Origin of the sequence: Paenalicyclobacillus cellulosilyticus (assembly GCF_014647315.1) — a bacterium.
GTDB classification, from domain to species: domain Bacteria; phylum Bacillota; class Bacilli; order Alicyclobacillales; family Alicyclobacillaceae; genus Alicyclobacillus_J; species Alicyclobacillus_J cellulosilyticus.
On record NZ_BMOY01000025.1, the window covers coordinates 21,584 to 39,865 of the forward strand.

The 18,282-nt window shown below is 58.7% G+C and carries 12 protein-coding genes; 2 read left to right on the top strand and 10 right to left on the bottom strand.

What is annotated here, in order from left to right; genetic code table 11:
• Positions 1-50 precede the first annotated feature (50 nt).
• The 6 genes from IEX97_RS08680 to IEX97_RS08705 all read right to left on the bottom strand — a co-directional run bounded on the left by IEX97_RS08680 (position 51) and on the right by IEX97_RS08705 (position 5,968).
• Positions 51-932, bottom strand: a complete 882-nt coding sequence (locus tag IEX97_RS08680) for a carbohydrate ABC transporter permease (RefSeq protein WP_229776684.1) — start codon at positions 930-932, stop codon at positions 51-53.
• Positions 933-1,808: a carbohydrate ABC transporter permease gene (locus IEX97_RS08685; protein ID WP_188882410.1), complete on the bottom strand. Its 876-nt coding sequence runs from the start codon at positions 1,806-1,808 to the stop codon at positions 933-935.
• A gap of 93 nt (positions 1,809-1,901) precedes the next feature.
• The gene (locus IEX97_RS08690; protein WP_188882411.1) at positions 1,902-3,209 is read right to left on the bottom strand and encodes an ABC transporter substrate-binding protein; all 1,308 of its coding nucleotides are present in this window, start codon (positions 3,207-3,209) and stop codon (positions 1,902-1,904) included.
• A 248-nt stretch (positions 3,210-3,457) separates the two neighbouring features.
• Complete coding sequence (locus tag IEX97_RS08695) at positions 3,458-4,468, bottom strand: ArsR/SmtB family transcription factor (RefSeq protein ID WP_229776686.1); 1,011 nt, start codon at positions 4,466-4,468, stop codon at positions 3,458-3,460.
• Between the two features lie 190 nt (positions 4,469-4,658).
• The gene (locus IEX97_RS08700) at positions 4,659-5,738 is read right to left on the bottom strand and encodes a glycoside hydrolase family 172 protein (protein ID WP_188882413.1); all 1,080 of its coding nucleotides are present in this window, start codon (positions 5,736-5,738) and stop codon (positions 4,659-4,661) included.
• A gap of 71 nt (positions 5,739-5,809) precedes the next feature.
• The gene (locus IEX97_RS08705; RefSeq protein ID WP_188882415.1) at positions 5,810-5,968 is read right to left on the bottom strand and encodes a hypothetical protein; all 159 of its coding nucleotides are present in this window, start codon (positions 5,966-5,968) and stop codon (positions 5,810-5,812) included.
• An 822-nt stretch (positions 5,969-6,790) separates the two neighbouring features.
• Here IEX97_RS08705 and IEX97_RS08710 point away from each other — a divergent pair.
• Positions 6,791-8,506, top strand: a complete 1,716-nt coding sequence (locus tag IEX97_RS08710; protein WP_188882417.1) for an SWIM zinc finger family protein — start codon at positions 6,791-6,793, stop codon at positions 8,504-8,506.
• Positions 8,503-11,973 (top strand): DEAD/DEAH box helicase, encoded by a 3,471-nt coding sequence (locus IEX97_RS13575; protein ID WP_229776688.1) that lies wholly within the window; start codon positions 8,503-8,505, stop codon positions 11,971-11,973. The genes IEX97_RS08710 and IEX97_RS13575 overlap by 4 nt, the downstream gene beginning before the upstream one ends.
• A 35-nt stretch (positions 11,974-12,008) precedes the next feature.
• On the opposite strand, the gene IEX97_RS08720 is transcribed toward IEX97_RS13575, so the two are convergent.
• The 4 genes from IEX97_RS08720 to IEX97_RS08735 all read right to left on the bottom strand — a co-directional run bounded on the left by IEX97_RS08720 (position 12,009) and on the right by IEX97_RS08735 (position 18,191).
• The gene (locus IEX97_RS08720; protein ID WP_188882419.1) at positions 12,009-13,697 is read right to left on the bottom strand and encodes a methyl-accepting chemotaxis protein; all 1,689 of its coding nucleotides are present in this window, start codon (positions 13,695-13,697) and stop codon (positions 12,009-12,011) included.
• 78 nt (positions 13,698-13,775) lie between these two features.
• Positions 13,776-15,851: a flagellar filament capping protein FliD gene (fliD, locus tag IEX97_RS08725; protein ID WP_188882420.1), complete on the bottom strand. Its 2,076-nt coding sequence runs from the start codon at positions 15,849-15,851 to the stop codon at positions 13,776-13,778.
• A 165-nt stretch (positions 15,852-16,016) separates the two neighbouring features.
• The gene (locus IEX97_RS13960) at positions 16,017-17,174 is read right to left on the bottom strand and encodes a flagellin N-terminal helical domain-containing protein (protein ID WP_308426195.1); all 1,158 of its coding nucleotides are present in this window, start codon (positions 17,172-17,174) and stop codon (positions 16,017-16,019) included.
• A 201-nt stretch (positions 17,175-17,375) separates the two neighbouring features.
• Entirely contained in the window at positions 17,376-18,191 is an 816-nt protein-coding gene (locus IEX97_RS08735; protein WP_188882421.1) for a hypothetical protein, read from the bottom strand.
• Between the last annotated feature and the right edge of the window lie 91 nt (positions 18,192-18,282).

The window sequence follows — 18,282 nt, forward strand, 5'->3', positions numbered from 1 at the left end:
GGTGGCCTCCTTTGGTCCATGAAGTTAAGATCTGCATCCGCTCACCGCGTTCATTTAAGACCGGTAAACGAGATCCCCTTGATGATCTGTTTTTGAAACAACAGAAAAGCAACCAACACCGGCACGGAGACGACCACATTGGCCGCCATGGGCAATGTGTAATCGGTATGATAGCTTGAATTAAAAAATGGGATGCCTACAGGGATGGTCATAATCTGCGGACTGGTCGTGCTGATGAACGGCCAGAGAAAGTTGTTCCACGATCCGAGAAAGGTAAAAATCCCTAAAGCGGCCAATGCCGGACGCGACAAAGGGACCGCGATTTGGAAAAGCATACGCACGATTCCGCATCCATCCATCATGGCGGCCTCAAAGAGTTCCCGCGGCAAACCATCAAAGAACTGTTTTAAAAGCAGGACACCAAACGGGATGGCGATGCCCGGCAGAATGAGGGCTTGATACGAATCCAACCAGTTCAGGTTGCGAAACACCACATAAAGGGGGATTAATGTCGCTTCCCCAGGAACCATCAAACCGATGGCAATCAAAAACATGAGAAACCGGCTGCCAAAAAACGATCCCAGCGAGAACGGAAAAGCACAGAGCGTGGAAAGCAAAAGAGCGAGAAACGTCGTGATGACAGCAACTAAGAAACTGTTCCAAATCCACAACGCGACCGGTGCTTTCGTGAACACTTCGATGTAGTTCTCGATGGTGTATGGCGGAGTCACCCAACCGGTGGCGTTCATCACATTACTGCCTTGCGGTTTGAAGGAGACCAAGATCACCCATGCCAAAGGCACGAGCCAAAAGAACGCCAACAGCGAAGCAACGCAAAACGCAATGGGATGCCTTTCGCGCCGCGTTGCACGTTGGGTATTGGATTGGGTGATGGCCGCAGGTTGTACATCCATCCATGTATCCATGAACATTTACCCTCCCTGCTCCGCCGAACTGATCAGTCGCAGCTGCAGGAGTGACACAATGAAGATCATGGCAAACAACACATACGAAGCGGCTGCTCCAGGTCCAAACAGGAATTGATTAAATGCATGTTCATAAATGTACTGAATCAAGGTCCTGGTTGCACCCGCCGGTCCGCCGCCCGTCACCAAATACACTTGGGCAAATACCTTGAACGACGCGATGATTTGCAGGAAGACCACCAATACCGTAACGCGACGCAAACCTGGAATGGTGATGTAACGCAAGCGTTGCCAAGCATTCGCCCCGTCGATGGTGGCGGCTTCATAATGTTCGGCCGGGATCTCCTGCAGGCCAGCCAAATACAAGACCATATTGAAACCGGCTGTCCACCAGGTGGTGATAAGAAGAATGGAAACCCAGGCAAGTTTGCTGTCCGTCAGCCAGAAGATTTGTTGCTTCACGCCGATGGCATTCAGCAACGCATCGACCAAACCACCATAACTTCCCAGGATGGCCGTCCATACACTGGATACCACCGACACGCTGAGGATCATCGGCATAAAAAAGACGGCTCGAAAAAACGTCTGTCCCCGCATAGGAACGTTGACCAACAATGCTAACAAAAAACCGACAATAACAAGAATGGGTACCGACAACAAGGTGAAGAGGACCGTATGCCAGACGGAGGCCCAAAAGGTTGGGTCCGCAAACAGTTGCCGGTAATTTTGCCAACCCACAAATGTTTTCTCGCCTAGAATTTGATAGTCCTGAAGACTGATGATGAACCCTTTCACAATCGGATAAAACGTGAAATACATGTAAAGCACGAAAAACGGCAGCAACATCATGTAAGTAGCCGGAGAACGCCTGACCATGTTCATGGAGATCCCCTCGGAGAGCGAAGCCGGGCACGTGCGATTCGTGCACGTGCCTGGCTGCCCGCATTCAAAACCCCGCCAAACCCCTGCACGGCTTCAATGCTGATTCAATTGTTGCGTGAGCAGATTCGCCATTTGCTGCAAACCGTTTTGTACAGTCGTCTTCTTCAGAAGAATGGACTGCAACACATCCAATACAGGTTGATCGGTCATCAACCATACGTTCTTGGTCTCCGGGAAATACTGCACAAATTTGCCTTGTGCACCATAGTTGCTGCGGAACGGCAACGATTTGTACTGGGCGGTGGATTGAATGGTTTGATTGGCAGGGATATGACCTGCTTTCGCCCACAACCACGCGTGGTCTTCCACCCACTTGACGAACGTCAACGCTGCTTGCGTTTGTTCCGGCGTGCGTTTGGGGTTGGTGGGTAAGATAAACGTATGGGAATTCGCCCACGCAGCAGGACGTCCAAACAGAACCGGGAACATGGTGACACCAAGGTCGTTTTTCAAGGTATTGTGGAAATCATCCACATTCCATGTCCCATCGATGATGAATGCAGCCTTCTTCGCTTTGAACACCTGCTCGATATTGGAGATGTTCGGCGGAATGACATGATACTTGTTATACAGGTCCCAAACATCCTGCATGGCGGCAATTGCTTTTTGTTTATTGGCCCCATCCATGAACACGGCCTTCGTTTTTTGGCTATTGACCAAATCCCCTCCGCCCATTTGAGCGTAGAAGGACTGCCACAGCGCCAACGGGAACCACCCGTTCTCGGGGAAAGAAAGCGGGATTTTGGCCACCTTTTTGACCTTCGTGAGATCGCTTACAAATTGCGCATAGCTCTTAACGGTATACTCGCCTTTGGCGTTCAACAGTCCTGCTTGCTTCAACAGCGATTTGTTGTAAAACAGCAAGAAGGTGTGCACGTCGAGCGGAATGGCATAATGCTGTCCGTCAATCGTCGAATCTTGGAGCGGGGCGCCAAAGAAATCGCTCCATTTGATGCCGGCGGCCTTGGCTTCCGCATCAAGCGGTTGAATCACACCTTGCGTTTTCAAGATCAACACATGGTCCGCATGGGAAATGGCCAAATCCGGAGCATGCCCGCCCAACACGGCGGTTGTGAGTTTGGTATAATATTGGCCCCAATCCTGTGTTTCTTCTTGAATATGGATGTTCGGATGGGTTTGGTTGAATTGTTTGACGATAGCCTGCATGGTTTTCCCATCCGCCCCGCCAAACAAGTCCCAAAACACCACGTTCACCGGAGCTGCTTTGGTCTTGGCCTCTGACAACACAGGTGACAGCGTCACACCCGTCACCCACGTGGACAAGGTCACGACTGCGGCAAATGAAGCTTTAACACGCTTCACATTTCTTTTCATCCGCATGTTGTTCCCCCCTTGGACATATACATGACACCGGTTACATCGTTCTGATGAAGCGAAAAACTCCACACCACCGAATGACCGTATACACCCCCCGATGAAGGATTTATCTGAATTTGAACTCGACTCAATCATAGCACAATGAAAGTTGTTTTTCAACAAGAAAAGTTGATTCAAATGCACACAAGAAGGCTGAATGAGCGCCTTCCTGTGTGTACTGTCAGGCTTATCCTATATGGTATGGGTTGCAATTATTTTAAAACAGGATTTTCTGGGGATTTGTGTACATGGTTTCGACGTGGTTTAAAATCAATCCGCAACACGATGTCGGTCTCGTAGTTCCCGAATTTCCGTCCAAACAGGTTTACGCCACCCACATTTACCGCATCTTCCTTGATTCCAATGCGGACCACGATGTCTTTCCCGTCATCCAAGTGAAAATCGGAAAGCGTGCGTTCCGAAACCTTACGGCCGTCAATGAAACAACCCTGCTCTGTAATGCGCCAATTTTTCAGGACGCCGAATTGCGTATTCTGAATCGAAAACCACTCGGGTGTCAAAATGCCGCGTTTGCCACCGAAATCCCCTGGACAAGTCCAGGTACCGACTTCCACGCCATTGACCCACAACGTGATGTCGGAAGGCCAATTTGGATTGTGGTAAGGTGCTTCACTGCATAACTCCATGGTCAACTCCAGATTGACCAACTGTGCGCCGAACGGGACGCGGTTTGGAAACCGATATTCCACGTATCCTTGATGAAACCACAATAACTGCGCCGTCACCCGCTCCGGTTCCAAAAAAGACCGAGGGTCGTCCAACTCGCCAATATAACGAAACTCATTGGCCATGCCACATGTAGGTTTCACGTCGAAATCAAAAAAATGCCCAATGGGCATGGAAACCACAACATACTGTTCCCCGTTTTGCATCTCTTCCGGCGGTGGATTGGTGTCAATGACAATCCGGTTCACCGTGGCTGCACACAACTTCTGCGTTCCCCGTGTGCCCGGTACAAGCTCCGTGAAAATCAACCCGGCATCTTCCAACTTCTTGATGTTGACCGCGGCCGTGGATTGAGGTAGACGCAAAGCCTCTGCAATCTCCATCACCGTCATCGAACGGCGGCGTAACATTTTGAGAATGGTGAGCCGAAGCTCAGACGCCAGCGCCTTGGCAACATCGAGACAATCATCAAGATTCCGGCTTACCACCACCGAATAGGCTTTATCTTCTTCGTGCTGCATTGGGTAATCATGCATATCCTATGCCTCCACAGCTTCGGTTCCCCAAGTACGCTCCATATTCCATTACATTGACTTGTTTCGAATCCATTTTACACGATTCATATCAAAACAAGCCAACCAAGGTCAGCAACACCTCGTACACATGAATGGGGATATTTGTTGAATAAGCATTCCTAAATTAACAAGGAACCTGTTCAGACGGGTATCAAATCACCTCTAGCATGTCTTTGTCAGGAAACACCGGGAACGGAGCATGAGGTTCGGTCTGATACCAACAGGCCACGGACGCGATGTCATCCTGAAGCGGAAGATATCTTCCGCCGGATCGCCACCCCAGCGCTTGAATGGTCACTCGGATGTCGTGTTCAAAGCGGATTGGGTCCATGATGTGCCACCTGTACATGCCAAACCGCTGCTGGCTCCGGTACAGTCCATCGGGCCGGATCACTTGCGGGAGCCCCAAAAACGGAGTTGAATAGGTTCCGTATTGCCCTTGTGGGTGCTCGAAGTTCCATGCCCCGCCAAAATAATCTTCCGTCCCGGTGCCACAAATGGTGGGGTATTCTTCATCCCCATCCAAGTAGAATTTCACTTCACCTTCTCCCCACCAGCCATTGTTGTGTACACCCCAGGCGATGTAGGTACCCACATAATGGCCCTTCCCCCGCACCCCATCCAGGATCACGTGTACTTCCTTGTATTTTAGAGGATTGTCCCGTCGCCATTGGGCGTGGAAATAACCAACATCCTCAGGGATTTCCATCAGGCTATAATCGATTTGATAGAATAACACCGCATCTTCGTCCCCAACGTTCTCCATCGTGATGCGCGCAGACTTGCGAAACGGCATTTCCCAGTATGAATTGAACCCTCCCGCAGGGTTGACCACGATGGGAAGCGAATTGACGTTGCACCGTTCACACCAGCCATTGCAAAAGAAATCGCCCACCGGTGTTTCCACAGAAGGCTGTTCTTCGCCGTCCCAATACATGCGGAAGACGAGCGATCTCCAGAACTGAGGAAAACAAGTCAACCAGATGTGTTGAATCACGCCCGGGCCTTCGATGTGGGCTAAGGTGAAGGTTTGATGGGCCTTGACGATCACGGACGGGGACACCTTCCAGCCCACACCGAGATCGCGCGCGGCGTGTTTGCCTGTTCCCTCGGTGGCCATGCCGCCCTTCCCTTTTTCACCGGTCAAGTTCTCCGGGCTGATGGACCTTGACTTCGCGTTGGACAACCGCGATAAGTTGCCGAGCCCCATGCCCAAACCTGAAAAGACCATGAGGACATCTCTCCTTCCATCGTGAGGGTCATCTCACATCACAAGAAAATTCATACCACGTTCTGCAACATTCAGGAAGAATCTCGATCCGTCAGCAACACAAGCAACACCACGTATACCCCATAGAGGCCCGTGACCCAGAGTTCGAGCGGATCGTGATCCGATAAGATGACCGCGAGGGCGAGGATATGGATGACGAGCAATACGGCAGGCCGCAACCAAGGCAGCACAGCCGCCTCGGTTCGTGCTACCTCGGTTCGAGATGCATGATGAAGTGGATGACGTCCTCGCGCGAGTAGGACATGAGGACGCCGGACTCAACCCGATGCTGCATGGCGGAGCGGGGAGCCGTGGTGGAAATACGGGAGGCCGTGGCAGGACGAGTCGTTCCGCCGTGTTGCATCCCGGAAGATGGCGTACCGTATGGCGCGGCAGCCGCGGCCGTTTTGCCGGAGCAACAGCGCTGGGTGCCGCGTTCTACTTCACGTCTTGTACATCCCCGCCTCCGCCATCGGCATGCGGCGCCATCAACGACCCGGTGCATCGGGGTGCGCGCCGGCCAAGTTCGCGCCACACGTGAGGGAACCTGCTGTGACACCGGGATGTTGGTCAACCATTGTGTCATCTGATGGGTGTGCGCACGATATCGCGTTTGGTCGCCGGGTCTTGCAGAATTTGCACGACCTGATTTGCCACTTGGCGCGTCACCCATGCCTTGGCCACCCGTAACCCATCTCCGCAGCAAGGCGCGGCCACGCACGCCCCGTCGCGGACTGACGAACAACGGCCGTCCGTCCGCGCCAGGCCCTTCCGCCTTGCCACGTCCACGTCGCACATGGTTCATTTTACTATGAATTTACCTTCACACCATCGCGATCGCACCGTGTGCGCGGGGAATGACCGGTTTTGCAGCCCCCGCACCGCGGCGTTCATGGTAGACTAGATAGGATAGCGAAAGATTCCCCCAGGGCCATGCGGGAACGGCATGGGCCGCACGGCGCGCACGCAACCGGTGCGCGGTGACCCCGCACCGGCACGAAGGAGGCGGTGGCATGGCGGTGCAACCGGGTGCCATGCTTTCGGAAACGGAGCTGGCTTCCCTCTTTGAAACCATGCTGGAAGAAATGCCGGAACACATCGTCGATCGCGGCCGGACGTACTTCACCGCCGGGCGGGTGGCGCGGGTCTGGATGGAGCGCGGCATGGTGTTCGGCATCGTGCAGGGGACGGATACCTACCGGGTGCAGATGGACCCAGCGCGGTTTCCGCTCGGCGCCAGCTGTACCTGTCCGTATGACGGCCTGTGCAAGCACATGGCGGCGGTGGTGTTCGCCCTCGCCGCCCGCGGCCTCGACGATGCGCAGGCGGAGGCGCCGGGGGAGGTGTCGGACGCGGGGACGAACGTGGCGGACTCGGTTGCCGACACGCACCACGCCCACGCTGCTGACGGCGCGGAACCTGCCGGTTTGGCCCAGGCTTCCCAGACGCGTCCCAAACGCGCACGCGCCCAGCGCGCCAAACCGGATGACCCGGCAGGATGGTTCGGCGTATTGAATCAGGCGCTGGCGAAGGCGGAGACCGTGCTCCGCCGCAACCCGTTTACTTCCATCGATGTCCTGTTCGCAGCGTTCAAGGAAGCGGTGGAACGAGCCGCGCCCGCTGAAGAGGGGCCGGTAGCCGCCCTCTGGCGTATCTTCGCCGCCTGGGTGTGGGCGTGGTTCGTGCTGACAGAATTGTTGCCGCGCGTCAGGAACTATCCTTGGCTGAAGCGCGGCTTCAAGGAGCATGCCCAACGCATCCTGGTGGATGAATTGGAAATTGAATGGACCCAGGAGGCTCTGGCAACGCACGCGGCCACGACCCAGGTATTGGCCGATTGGCTGCGCCAGCGTTGGTGGGCCGAGCTGGACAGCGAGGCGCTGCTTGAATTCACCTTTCTCTACCTATTTACATACGACTCCCTGCTCATCCGCACCATCTCGCCGGAAAAAGAACGGTCCGCCCTGGCTCCGGTATGGGAACATTGGGAGAGGGTCGCGAGCGCAGAACGCGCGAAGACCCCGCTCACACATCCTCGCCTGCGCTCCCTGCGGTTGGTACAGATTCTGCTCCTGCTGTGGAGTGACCATGCCGACGAGGCGATGGCACTGGCGGAAACGCTCGGCCAACCGCAAGCCGATGAAGCGGACGCGTTTCTTTTATTCTGTTTTTCAGCGATGCGGCATCGTGTGCGCGACGGCTTGGCCTGGGTGTCATGGCTGGACAGCCACTGGGAAGACCCGCCGGACTTCGTGCTGACCGGGATCGGTCAGATGCTGCGCGAGGTATCGCGCATCGTACCGGCGGAACTCCGCGCCGCCGTGGATTCCACCCTGTTCAGCTTCCTGCAGCGCCACCTGCCGGTGACCAAGGACATCCTGGCCGCGGTCGCACTGGAGCGCGAGGATTGGCCGACGTGGGTGCACGTGCAGATGGCGAGCGGCCGGTTGCCGAGCTGGTTGCCGCCGGAAGTGATCCGCCGCTTGGAGCGAGAACACCCGGAGTTGCTGATCCCCTGGTACCACCAGGTGGTGGAGCGGCTGGTGCAAGAAAAGACGCGCGACGCCTACAAAGAAGCGGTACGCTGGCTCAGCAAGCTCAGCACCCTCTACCGCAAGGCGAAGCGGCTGCCGGCATGGCAGGCGTTTTTGCCGCAGTTTGTGCAACGCCACAGCCGCCGGCGCACCCTGCTGACCGAGATGGAACGAAAGAAGCTGATGCCCACATGATGCTCTCGCCTGCGTACGCGACGACCGATAGCCGACCCTGGCAGATTGTGCTGTCCATCGCTTGGACAGGCGACGGCCTTGCCATCACCGGCAACATGCCGGACGGAACCGTCTGCGATCCGCTCGCCCTCGCGCTGGGTCTTTTCGCCCGCCATGAGGACTCGTACTACGGCACGCTGTGCAAAACGGTCCGTACACCGAGCGGATGGGAGGGCGTATGGTTGTCCCCGCTCGACGCCCTGGTGTACTTCGCCGATCCAGAGGCGTACCAAAATCCGGTGTACACATGGTTTTGGACTGCTCCGGTGCACGAACTGCGACGGGCCGCCCAGTGGATGCGAGAAACCATCTCGGGCGGGCGGTACGTACCGGACTTCACCGCCTGGAGATCGGGACAGCTACGGTGGAAACCGGACGTGGCGGATGTCGCGGCATCCCCGGCCGGCGAAGCCGCCGGGGTGGTGGCGGACGCAGGTGCTGTGCACGAAGCAGGAGGCTCAGCGCGCTCCGCCGCGGCATGGGCGGAGATCTGCGCCGCGCTGCCGTTCGCCGGTGACTGGTTCGACATGGCGGTACGCGCGTGGCTGGATGCCCATCCGGAGCGCCTCGCCGCCTGGAACGAGGTGTGCGCACGCAACCCGTGGTTCACCCGCCGGCTTGAATCCAGCCGGCGATCCCGCCGCCACGGCGCGGGCGGCACCGCGCTCGCGGCGGCTGCGGATGCTGCGCGCACGGCCCGGGACGCGGATGCGACCGGTGTGGTCAACCCGGGCGACGCCATGCACGCGGCCTCCGGAGATGAGGCAGCCGGAGATGCGGCGGCCGGGAACGGTGGGCGCAGGGCGGACGCTGGCGCTGTCGTGGCAGCGCGTGAGCCTGCCGGGGCATCCGATCTCATCCAAGACGAAGAAGATTTTCTCCTCGCACTTGGCTTCCGCACCGACGATGCACCGTTTGTCACCGGTTTGCGCCTGATGGAACCCCGCACCGAGGACGCCCCGTGGCGTCTGGAGGTGGTGCTCCTCGACAAGGCGATGGCGGGCCAGGGCGAAGTCGCCGCGGTCGAGGGCACGGGCGCCCACGCGCCGGATGCTGCTTCTGCCTTGTCTGCCCCCGCTGTGCTTGCCCCCGCCGTGCCGAGGGCGGCCGCCCCTGCCGCATGGCGCCGCTGGCTGCACCGGGCGGACAAGGCGGAGGCGCGCATCGCCGCCCGCTTCCCGTGGCTCGCCGGCGAAGACGGCCGGGTGCAAAACGAGATCGACGACGAGACGGCGTGGCGCTTCCTGCGCGAAGCCGCGCCCGCCCTCGCCGAGCTGCAGGTGCCCGTGCTGGTGCCGGCCTGGTGGGACGCACTGCAGAAGGCGCGGCCAAAGCTCGTCGCCAGCATTCAGCCGCCGGCAAGCGGCGCGCCGGCCCGCTTCAGCCTCGAGCAGACCGTCGCCTTCTCATGGCGCGTGGCGCTTGGCGGCGTGGAGATGACGGAGGAGGAATTCGCCGCCCTCGTCGCGCACGAGCGGCGGCTCATGCAATTCCGCGGCCGCTGGCTCGCGCTCGATCCCGCGCTGGTTGCCAAGGTCGAGCAGGCAATGCGCCGCCGTGCGGGCGGGATGACGCTGCGCGAGCTCATCGCCCTCCACCTGACGGGCGATCTCGCAGCGACCGCGGCGCCTGGCGACGACGCGGCGGAAGCAGAGCTCGCAGCGGGCGCGACGGCCGCAGGCGCGACGGAGGAGACAAGCGCGACGGCGGAGGCGGATGCAACGGCGGAAGCGGGCGCGACGGTGGCGGGCACAACAGCGGAAGTGGCGGCACACGCCGTACCCGACGTGGCCGTCGCGGTGGACGTCTCCCATCACCCGCGCCTCGCCGAATTGCTGCGGCCGCTGGCCGACAGCCGCGCGATGCCGCTGTTGCCCGTTCCGGCCGGGTTTCACGGCACGCTGCGGCCCTACCAGCAGGTGGGCTTCAGCTGGCTCGCCTTCCTCCGCCAGTTCGGCCTCGGCGCCTGCCTCGCCGACGACATGGGCCTTGGCAAGACGGTGCAGTTCATCGCCTACCTGCTCCACCTGCGCGCGGAGGCGGATGCGCACACGGCGGCTGATCCAGTCGCGACAGGCGATCTGGGCGCGGCGAGCGCGCACGCGGTGGGGGACGGCGCCGACCATCCCGCGCCTGCCCTCCTCGTCTGCCCGACGTCCGTCATCGGCAACTGGCAGAAGGAGCTGCAGCGGTTCGCGCCCGGATTGCGCGTCTACGTCCACTACGGTCCCGGACGGGCGCACGGCGAGGCGTTCGCCGAGACGGCCCGCGCCCACGACCTCGTCCTCACGTCGTACACACTCTGCCACCTCGACCGCGCCGATCTGGGCGAGATCGACTGGGCGTGCGTCTGCCTCGACGAGGCGCAGAACATCAAGAACCCGCACGCCAAGCAGGCCCAGGCCGTGCGCAGGCTGCGGGCGGAGCACCGGATTGCGCTGACGGGGACGCCCGTCGAAAACCGGCTCACCGAACTGTGGTCCATCTTCCAGTTCCTCAACCCAGGATACCTCGGCAGCCTGTCGTCGTTTATGCGCCGGTTCGCGCGGCCCATCGAACGCGACGGCGACCGCGAGGCCCTGGCGCGGCTGCAGCGGCTCATCCAGCCGTTTCTGCTCCGCCGCACCAAGCGCGATCCGTCCATCGCCCTCGACCTGCCGGACAAGACGGAGCACAAGGCGTTCGTCGCGCTGTCGAAGGAGCAGGCGGCCTTGTACCAGACGGTGGTGGACGAGATGATGCGCCGCCTCGACGACCTGGATCCCATGGAACGCCGCGGCCTCATCCTCGCCACGCTGACGAAGCTGAAGCAGGTGTGCGACCACCCCGCCCTGTTCTTGGGCGATCCGCTGCCCACCGGCCGGGCCCTCGCCCGCTTCATCCACCGCTCCGTCAAGCTGGCGCGGCTCCTGGAAATGGTGGAGGAACTCCGCGAAGAGGGCGACGCCTGCCTCATCTTCACCCAGTTCGTCGAGGCGGGAAGGATGCTGCAGACGGTCCTTACGGCCCACCTCGGCGAAGAGGTGCTGTTCCTGCACGGCGGCGTGCCGAAACGCGCCCGCGACGAGATGGTGGCGCGGTTTCAGGCCGGCGCGGCGGGCGTGTTCATTTTGTCGCTGCGCGCAGGCGGGATTGGCCTCAATCTGACCGCCGCCAACCACGTCTTCCACTTTGACCGCTGGTGGAACCCGGCGGTGGAGGACCAGGCCACCGACAGGGCGTACCGCATCGGCCAGTCCCGCCACGTTCAGGTGCACAAGTTCGTCGCACTGGGGACGCTGGAGGAACGGATTGACCAGATGTTGGAGGACAAACAGGCTTTGCGCCAGCACATCGCGAGCGCCGGCGAGGCGTGGATCACGGAGTTGTCGACGGACGAGTTGCGCGAGCTGTTCGCCCTGCGCCAGGCCTGGGTGGCGGAGGAGTGACGAAGGGGGCGGCCCACCGCCCCCTCCACGCGCCATCAAACTTGGAACCGTGCCACCAACTCGCGCATCGATCTCGCCATCTCCGACAGTGAGGTGGCGGCGGACGAGATCTCCTGTTGCGACGCCAGCTGTTCTTCCGCGGCCGCGGCGACGTTCTGCGACTCCGTCACCGCCTCCCGGGAAATCTGCGCCATCGACTCGATGGTGGCAGTAACCTCCTCGACCGCCGCGGAAATTTCTTCGGTGGCCGCCGACACGTCGAGTACCTGGTCCCGCACGCGGTCCACCGCTTCCCGGATCTGCGCGAACGACGCCCCGGCCTCCTGCACGACGCTGCGCCCGCTCTCGGCTTCCTCCGACACGCGGCGCATGGCCGTCACGGAATCCTCGGTGTTGCGGCGGATGCCCTCGAGGATGGCCGCAATCTCACTGGTCGCACGCGCCGACTCCTCCGCGAGCTTGCGCACCTCGTCCGCCACGACGGCGAACCCGCGCCCTTGCTCGCCGGCGCGCGCCGCCTCAATGGCCGCGTTGAGCGCAAGGAGGTTCGTTTGATCCGCGATGTTCGTGATGGCGGCGACGATGTCGCCGATGCGCTTCGTCTGTTCACTGAGGTCGGCAATCTTGGCCGCGGAATCCGCGACCGAAGCGTGGATGACCTCCATCTGCGCCACCGAATTTTCAATGAGCGTCTGACCGTTCGCCGCCGCTTCCGCCATCTCGGTCGACGCCGACGCGACCCGCGTCGACTTATCGGCGATGCTCTCGATGCTCTTCGCGATGTCCTCCATCGCTTTCGCGCTTTCGTCGGCGCTCGTCTTCTGCCGCTCGGTGCCGGCCGCCACGGTCTCAATCGCGCCCGCAATCTGCTGCGACGCCCGCGAATTCTCCTCGACGCTGGCGAACAGCTCTTCCGCCGCAGCCGCCACGCGCTGGGCGTGATCGGTCAGCGTCGCGACGATGCTGCGCAATTGCTTCACCATGCTGTTGGTGGCGTGCATCAAGTCCGCGATCTCGTCCTTCGACCGCGGCCTAAGCTCGCTCACGCGCAGGTTGCCTTCGGCGACGTGGACCGCGACGTCGCGCACCTGGCGCAGGCCGCGGCTGATGATCTCGGAGAGCGCCCACGCCACCGCCGCGCCCACGACGATGGCGAGGAGAGAAACCGTGACGACAAATCCGGTCACCTGCGCCGCCGCCGCCCGCGCCGAGGCCGTCGCTTGATGCGTCAGGGTCTGCACCCGGTTCACCAGCTGGTTCATCTGGTTGAGCGGATTCGTGAAGTCGACTTCCGCCTGCGCCAAGGCCTGCCCCGCGCTCGCGCTGTCCTTCGCGCCGAGGACGAGCTTGACGTCGTTCACGTACGCCTGCCAATCCGAAGCGAACGTCGCGTAAATCTGCTTGGAAGCGGTGTTAAGCAACGCGGACAAAGCCTGCGCATTCTTTTGTTCCACGGCCATCGCCGCGTCGATCTCGCTCTGCAGCGCCTGCCGCTGCGTCGAGTCGGTGGTCGTGGCGTATTTATGGACGAGATCGTCCACATTCCAGACGGCGCTCGTCATGTTCTGGATGTAGGTGAGGCGCGGCAGGTACTTCTGATCGATGTTCGCCACCTGCGCCGCGATGCCGTGGAGTTTCACCAACGCGACCACGTCCACCGCCACGAGCAAGGCCAATACCACCATAAAGCCGGTTAACAGCTTTTGCCGAATCGTCCACTTCATCGTCCTTCTACGCTGCCCGCCTTTCCTGAGTCTGTCCGCCCCTGCTGTGCCGGCCAGGCATCCAAGCGCGATACGGCATCAACCGCCGGACGATCCGCCGCCACCCACCAGCCCGGCGAGGAATCCGGATTGGGTGCTCAGTTGCGCCAACACCTGTTCCATCTGCGCAAACTCGTTCTGGTAGCGCTGGCGCAGGTCGTTGATCTGCTGCTGCATGTCCTGCGCCTGTGTGTCCATGCCGTAAATCTGCTGGCCGAGGAAGCTGACGTCGAGGGCGTCCGTACCGAAGAGCTGGTTGAAGTCGGCATTCGGGTCGATGAGCGTATAGGGCAACAACCCGGCGATGCCCGCACTCGCGCCGCTCGACAGCGTCATGGTGATCTCGCTGTTGATGTTCGGGTTCGATCCCGCCTCCTGCGTCAGCTGCTGGATCTGGTTCTGCAGGTCGTTGTACAGCTGCACCGCGATGCCGGTGCTCATGTTGGCCTGGTTGGACGGCAGGCTCGGATTGTTCGTGAAGAGCCGCATCACCGCCTGCGGGTCCGCCTGGATGGCGGCGCGCAACTGGTCGGTGTTGATTTGGAGCAGCCCGTACGTGTTCCACCCGGTCGTCGTCACGCCCGGCGCGATGGCGCCCGACGCAGGACCGGTGAGCGGATCGATGGGCGTGATGCCGATGGACGCGAGCGTATTGAACGTGACCTGCTGCCCGTTCAACATGGACGGCGTCTGGTTCTGCAGTTGCAGCTGCATGTCGTTCTCGAGCGTGTTCATGATGCTGCCGAGCAGCGGATCGTTGGCCAGCATGCCGCTCTGCGCCTTTTGGTACCACTTCTGGATTTGGTCCTGCGTCATCTGCGACGCCTGCTGCACCGTCAGGGGCTGGTAGTCATAGCTTCGTTGCTCGTTGTACAAAACCTGCATCAGTTGCAACGTCTGGTTGTACTGTTGAACGAAGTTGGTGATGGTCTTAACAATGCTATCCACGTCGGTGCCGACGGTGATGCTGACCGGCGCGGACGTGACGCTGTTCAGTTGGAACGTGATGCCGTTGAACGACGCCTGGTTGGTCGGGCTCGACGTGGTGTAGCCGTTGACGGTGTAGACGGCGTCTTGGGCGACTTGTTGCGCGACAGTTCCAGAATACACCGTATTCAATCCAAGGATGTTTCCCGAATCCGACTCCCTGACGCTGATGGGCGACAAGAGTTCGTAAGTGACATTTTGCGTGTTGTCCGTGAACGTAGGTAACAATTGCAGCTGACCGTTGACGTTTTTCGCCGTCACGCCGGTCTTGTTACTTGATTGATTGATGATACCGACGATGTCATCTAAGGTCAGTTGGTTCTGTGCACCGTTCAATTGAATCTGCTGCCCATTGATCTCGATGGTGATGTTGCTTGTCAAATAGCCGTTGGTTAGCGCGGGTGTGGTCGTAATGGACTTCGCCTGTGTAATGTTGAAGCCCTGTACATTTGCAAGGAACGCCGCAGTTGTGCTATCCACTTGTATTTTGGCACCGCTGCCTGTGTGGGTCGTCTGCAGAACCACATATCCCGAGGCAGGATCGTAATACGCGGATACACCCGTCTGCGTGTTGCTCGTGATTGCAGAGAGCACGGTTTGCAGCGTGTCGGTTGGTTGGAACGTGAGTGATTGGCCGTTGATGTTTAAGGTAATCTGCGTGCCGCCAGTAAGATCTCTCACTTGGATTTGACCTGGCGGTTTCGCCAACGGACTCGACGAAACTACTGTTGCCCCCTGCGCCAATTGTTGGACGCTTACATTGAAGGTACCTGCTGGAGCCAGGGTGGAGGCAGTGGCGTTGACCGCACTCGGATTGGACGAGGTCACGGAATGCACCATGAACGTGGATTGTAACTGCAAATTCTGGACCGTGTTTTGCAAGTTCTGCAGCGCGGCATTGACTTGCTGATAGCGCATCTCCTGCCATTGCAAGATCTGGCGCTGTTGCAGGAGTTGTACAAGAGGCACTTGGGCAGCTTGCACCATGGCCTGGACCATGGCGTCGGTGTTGATGCCAGACGCCAGGCCGGACAGCCCGGAACCTGGTGTATACGTCAGTTGGTTTACCCCACCTGCGGAACTTCCGCTTGTCGGGTAAGCCCCTGACAGAGAACCGATGTACGTCATGGCAGATCACTCTCCTGATTTTTGATGAAGTTCTAATAAAATTCAGTTTCAAATTGATTACTTTCAGATGTCGTTAAAACGGGCCCACGGACAAATCGCATGTGAACAATCAAGGAAGGAAGACCGGCCACCATGACCGGTCTTCCACTTTCTCCCCAAAGGATTTCAGCCGAGTAATTTGAGTACCAACTGCGGCTGCTGATTCGCTTGCGCCAGCATCGAGATGGCCGCTTGCTGGAGGACGTTGTCCTTCGTGAACTCGGCCATCGCAGACGCCATATTGGTGTCAGTGATTCCTGATTCAGCGGACGTAAGGTTCTGTGCGGCAGCTTCCAGATTATTGATAGTGTGCTCCAAGCGGTTCTGGTATGCACCTAGCTGAGCACGTTGATCAGAGACTTGCCTTATCGCTTGGTCAATTGCTGCAACATTTTCGTCGAAACTTGCCGTTGTCACATTTACCTTGCTAAGGTCGGTTACTGTCGTGTTACTCGTGCCGGTTCCCAGTGCCGATGATCTCATGTCAGCTATGCTGATGTCCAGAGTGGTGTTGCCGTTAGGACCAATCTGAAAACTTAGGGTGTTACCGGTCGTCGTGATGTTCTGACCGTCAAGAGAGTTTGTTCCGTCATACTTTGTTAGGTCCACGTTTGCGCCAAATATAAGTGTCAGACCTACCTTGTCAAAATTGAGAACAGTTCCCGCTTTCACATTTGTTGGATCTTGACTCAGGGTTTGCGACGTGGTTCCATCCGAAACCGTAATCGTTTTATTCGTTGTGTCCAGCGTGAACGAGAGAGTCGTCCCACTCTTCACCCCCGACACATCCGCAGTGATTCCTGCAGCTGTCAAAGCGGCAATTGTAACTGTCCCGTCTGCCGCCTTTACCCCCAAGCTACCATCCAACAGGTTTTTCGTGTTAAACTGAGTTTTGTTACCGATTCGATCAATCTCCGCCTGAAGCTGGCTGATCTCCTCTTGGATGGCTTTCAGATCGTCAGATGTATTGGTTCCGTTATTTGCCTGCACGACCAATTGGCGCATACGCTGCAGAATACTTTGGGTTTCATTCAGCGCGCCTTCCGCCGTCTGAATCAGCGAGATGCCATCTTGCGCATTCCGTGACGCCTGATTGAGTCCGTTGATTTGTGCCTGCATCTTTTGCGATATGGCAAGACCGGCTGCGTCGTCCGCCGCACTGTTAATGCGTTTACCCGTGGACAACTGCTGCAGCACTTGTTGCAAGCTGTTCTGGTTCTGATTCAACGCCGCCAACGCGTTCATCGAACCAAGGTTGTGGTTGATGATGAGTCCGAAGCTCACGCCTGTTACCCTCCCGTTCAAACATATTTCCCTCTTGTTCGAGGGCCGGATCGATACTTAGCCCTTTCGACCCGTTCACTTGTTATATCGGTATGGGTGCAGTAAAACTTGCATGGGCGCGGCTGGATAGCCGTCAGGCCAATATCGTCAATATCCATAAACCTGCGCAACGTCGTAGACTTAACGCAGGGATGCACACCATCACTGTCCCTGCGGGTCCACCATAAAGGTGAACTTTATCTCCTGCGGGTCTGCCCAGCCGCCGGATGCGTACTGCACCGTGTTTGGCTGGACATCCAGCGTATACACGACGCCTTTTTGGAGCGACCAGGACAACACGAACAAACCGGAGTTGTCCAACTCACCTATCTGTATGGAATGGATAGGGACTTGGTTTCCTTGTGGGTCGGTGATGGTGATGCCCGCCGTGCTCGCAGGAAGCTGGATGGCCTTATCGAACTTCACCTCTGCGCCTGGGAACCGAAAGATTTTTTGGGCTATCCCGCCTTTGCCATCGAACGCGCCCTTCATCCAGGAATACCATCCGTTCTCGACCTGCCGGAATGGCAATGCGAGTTCAGACTGCACGATGTTCTGCAGATTCCGGTCGTCGGAGTACATCGCATAGCAGATCTCGCGGGCCTTCTCCGGGCCGTAGGTCTCCCAGATGTAGGTGTAGAGGCTCCCGAGCTGATCGTAATGTGGGAACCATTGGTCCGGCGTCATGTTCGAGAAATTGTCTTTGTCATACAGGCTCCAGTCGACGCCAGAGTCGTCTGCGGCGTCAAATAAACTGGCAATCGACGAATAATACACCGCCATACCCTGCGGTCCGATGTAGTTTGGCGCGAACAACAGCGGCGTCAGGTGACCGGAGCATTCCTGGTTGTCCAAATCAGCGTTGGTCTGATTGATGATGTTGCTCTGCGTAAATGTGGTCACATGGCCGTATACCTTCATGAGCTCGTACGTCGCGGCGTCGTGGTTGAACTCATGTGCTACGGTACCGACGATCATATTTGGTTCTGTGGCCCCGCCGTAAGCGTCAAATCCCGCCCACCTTGCATTCCCTCCACGGCTCCCCCAAACTCATGCATGACGAACAACC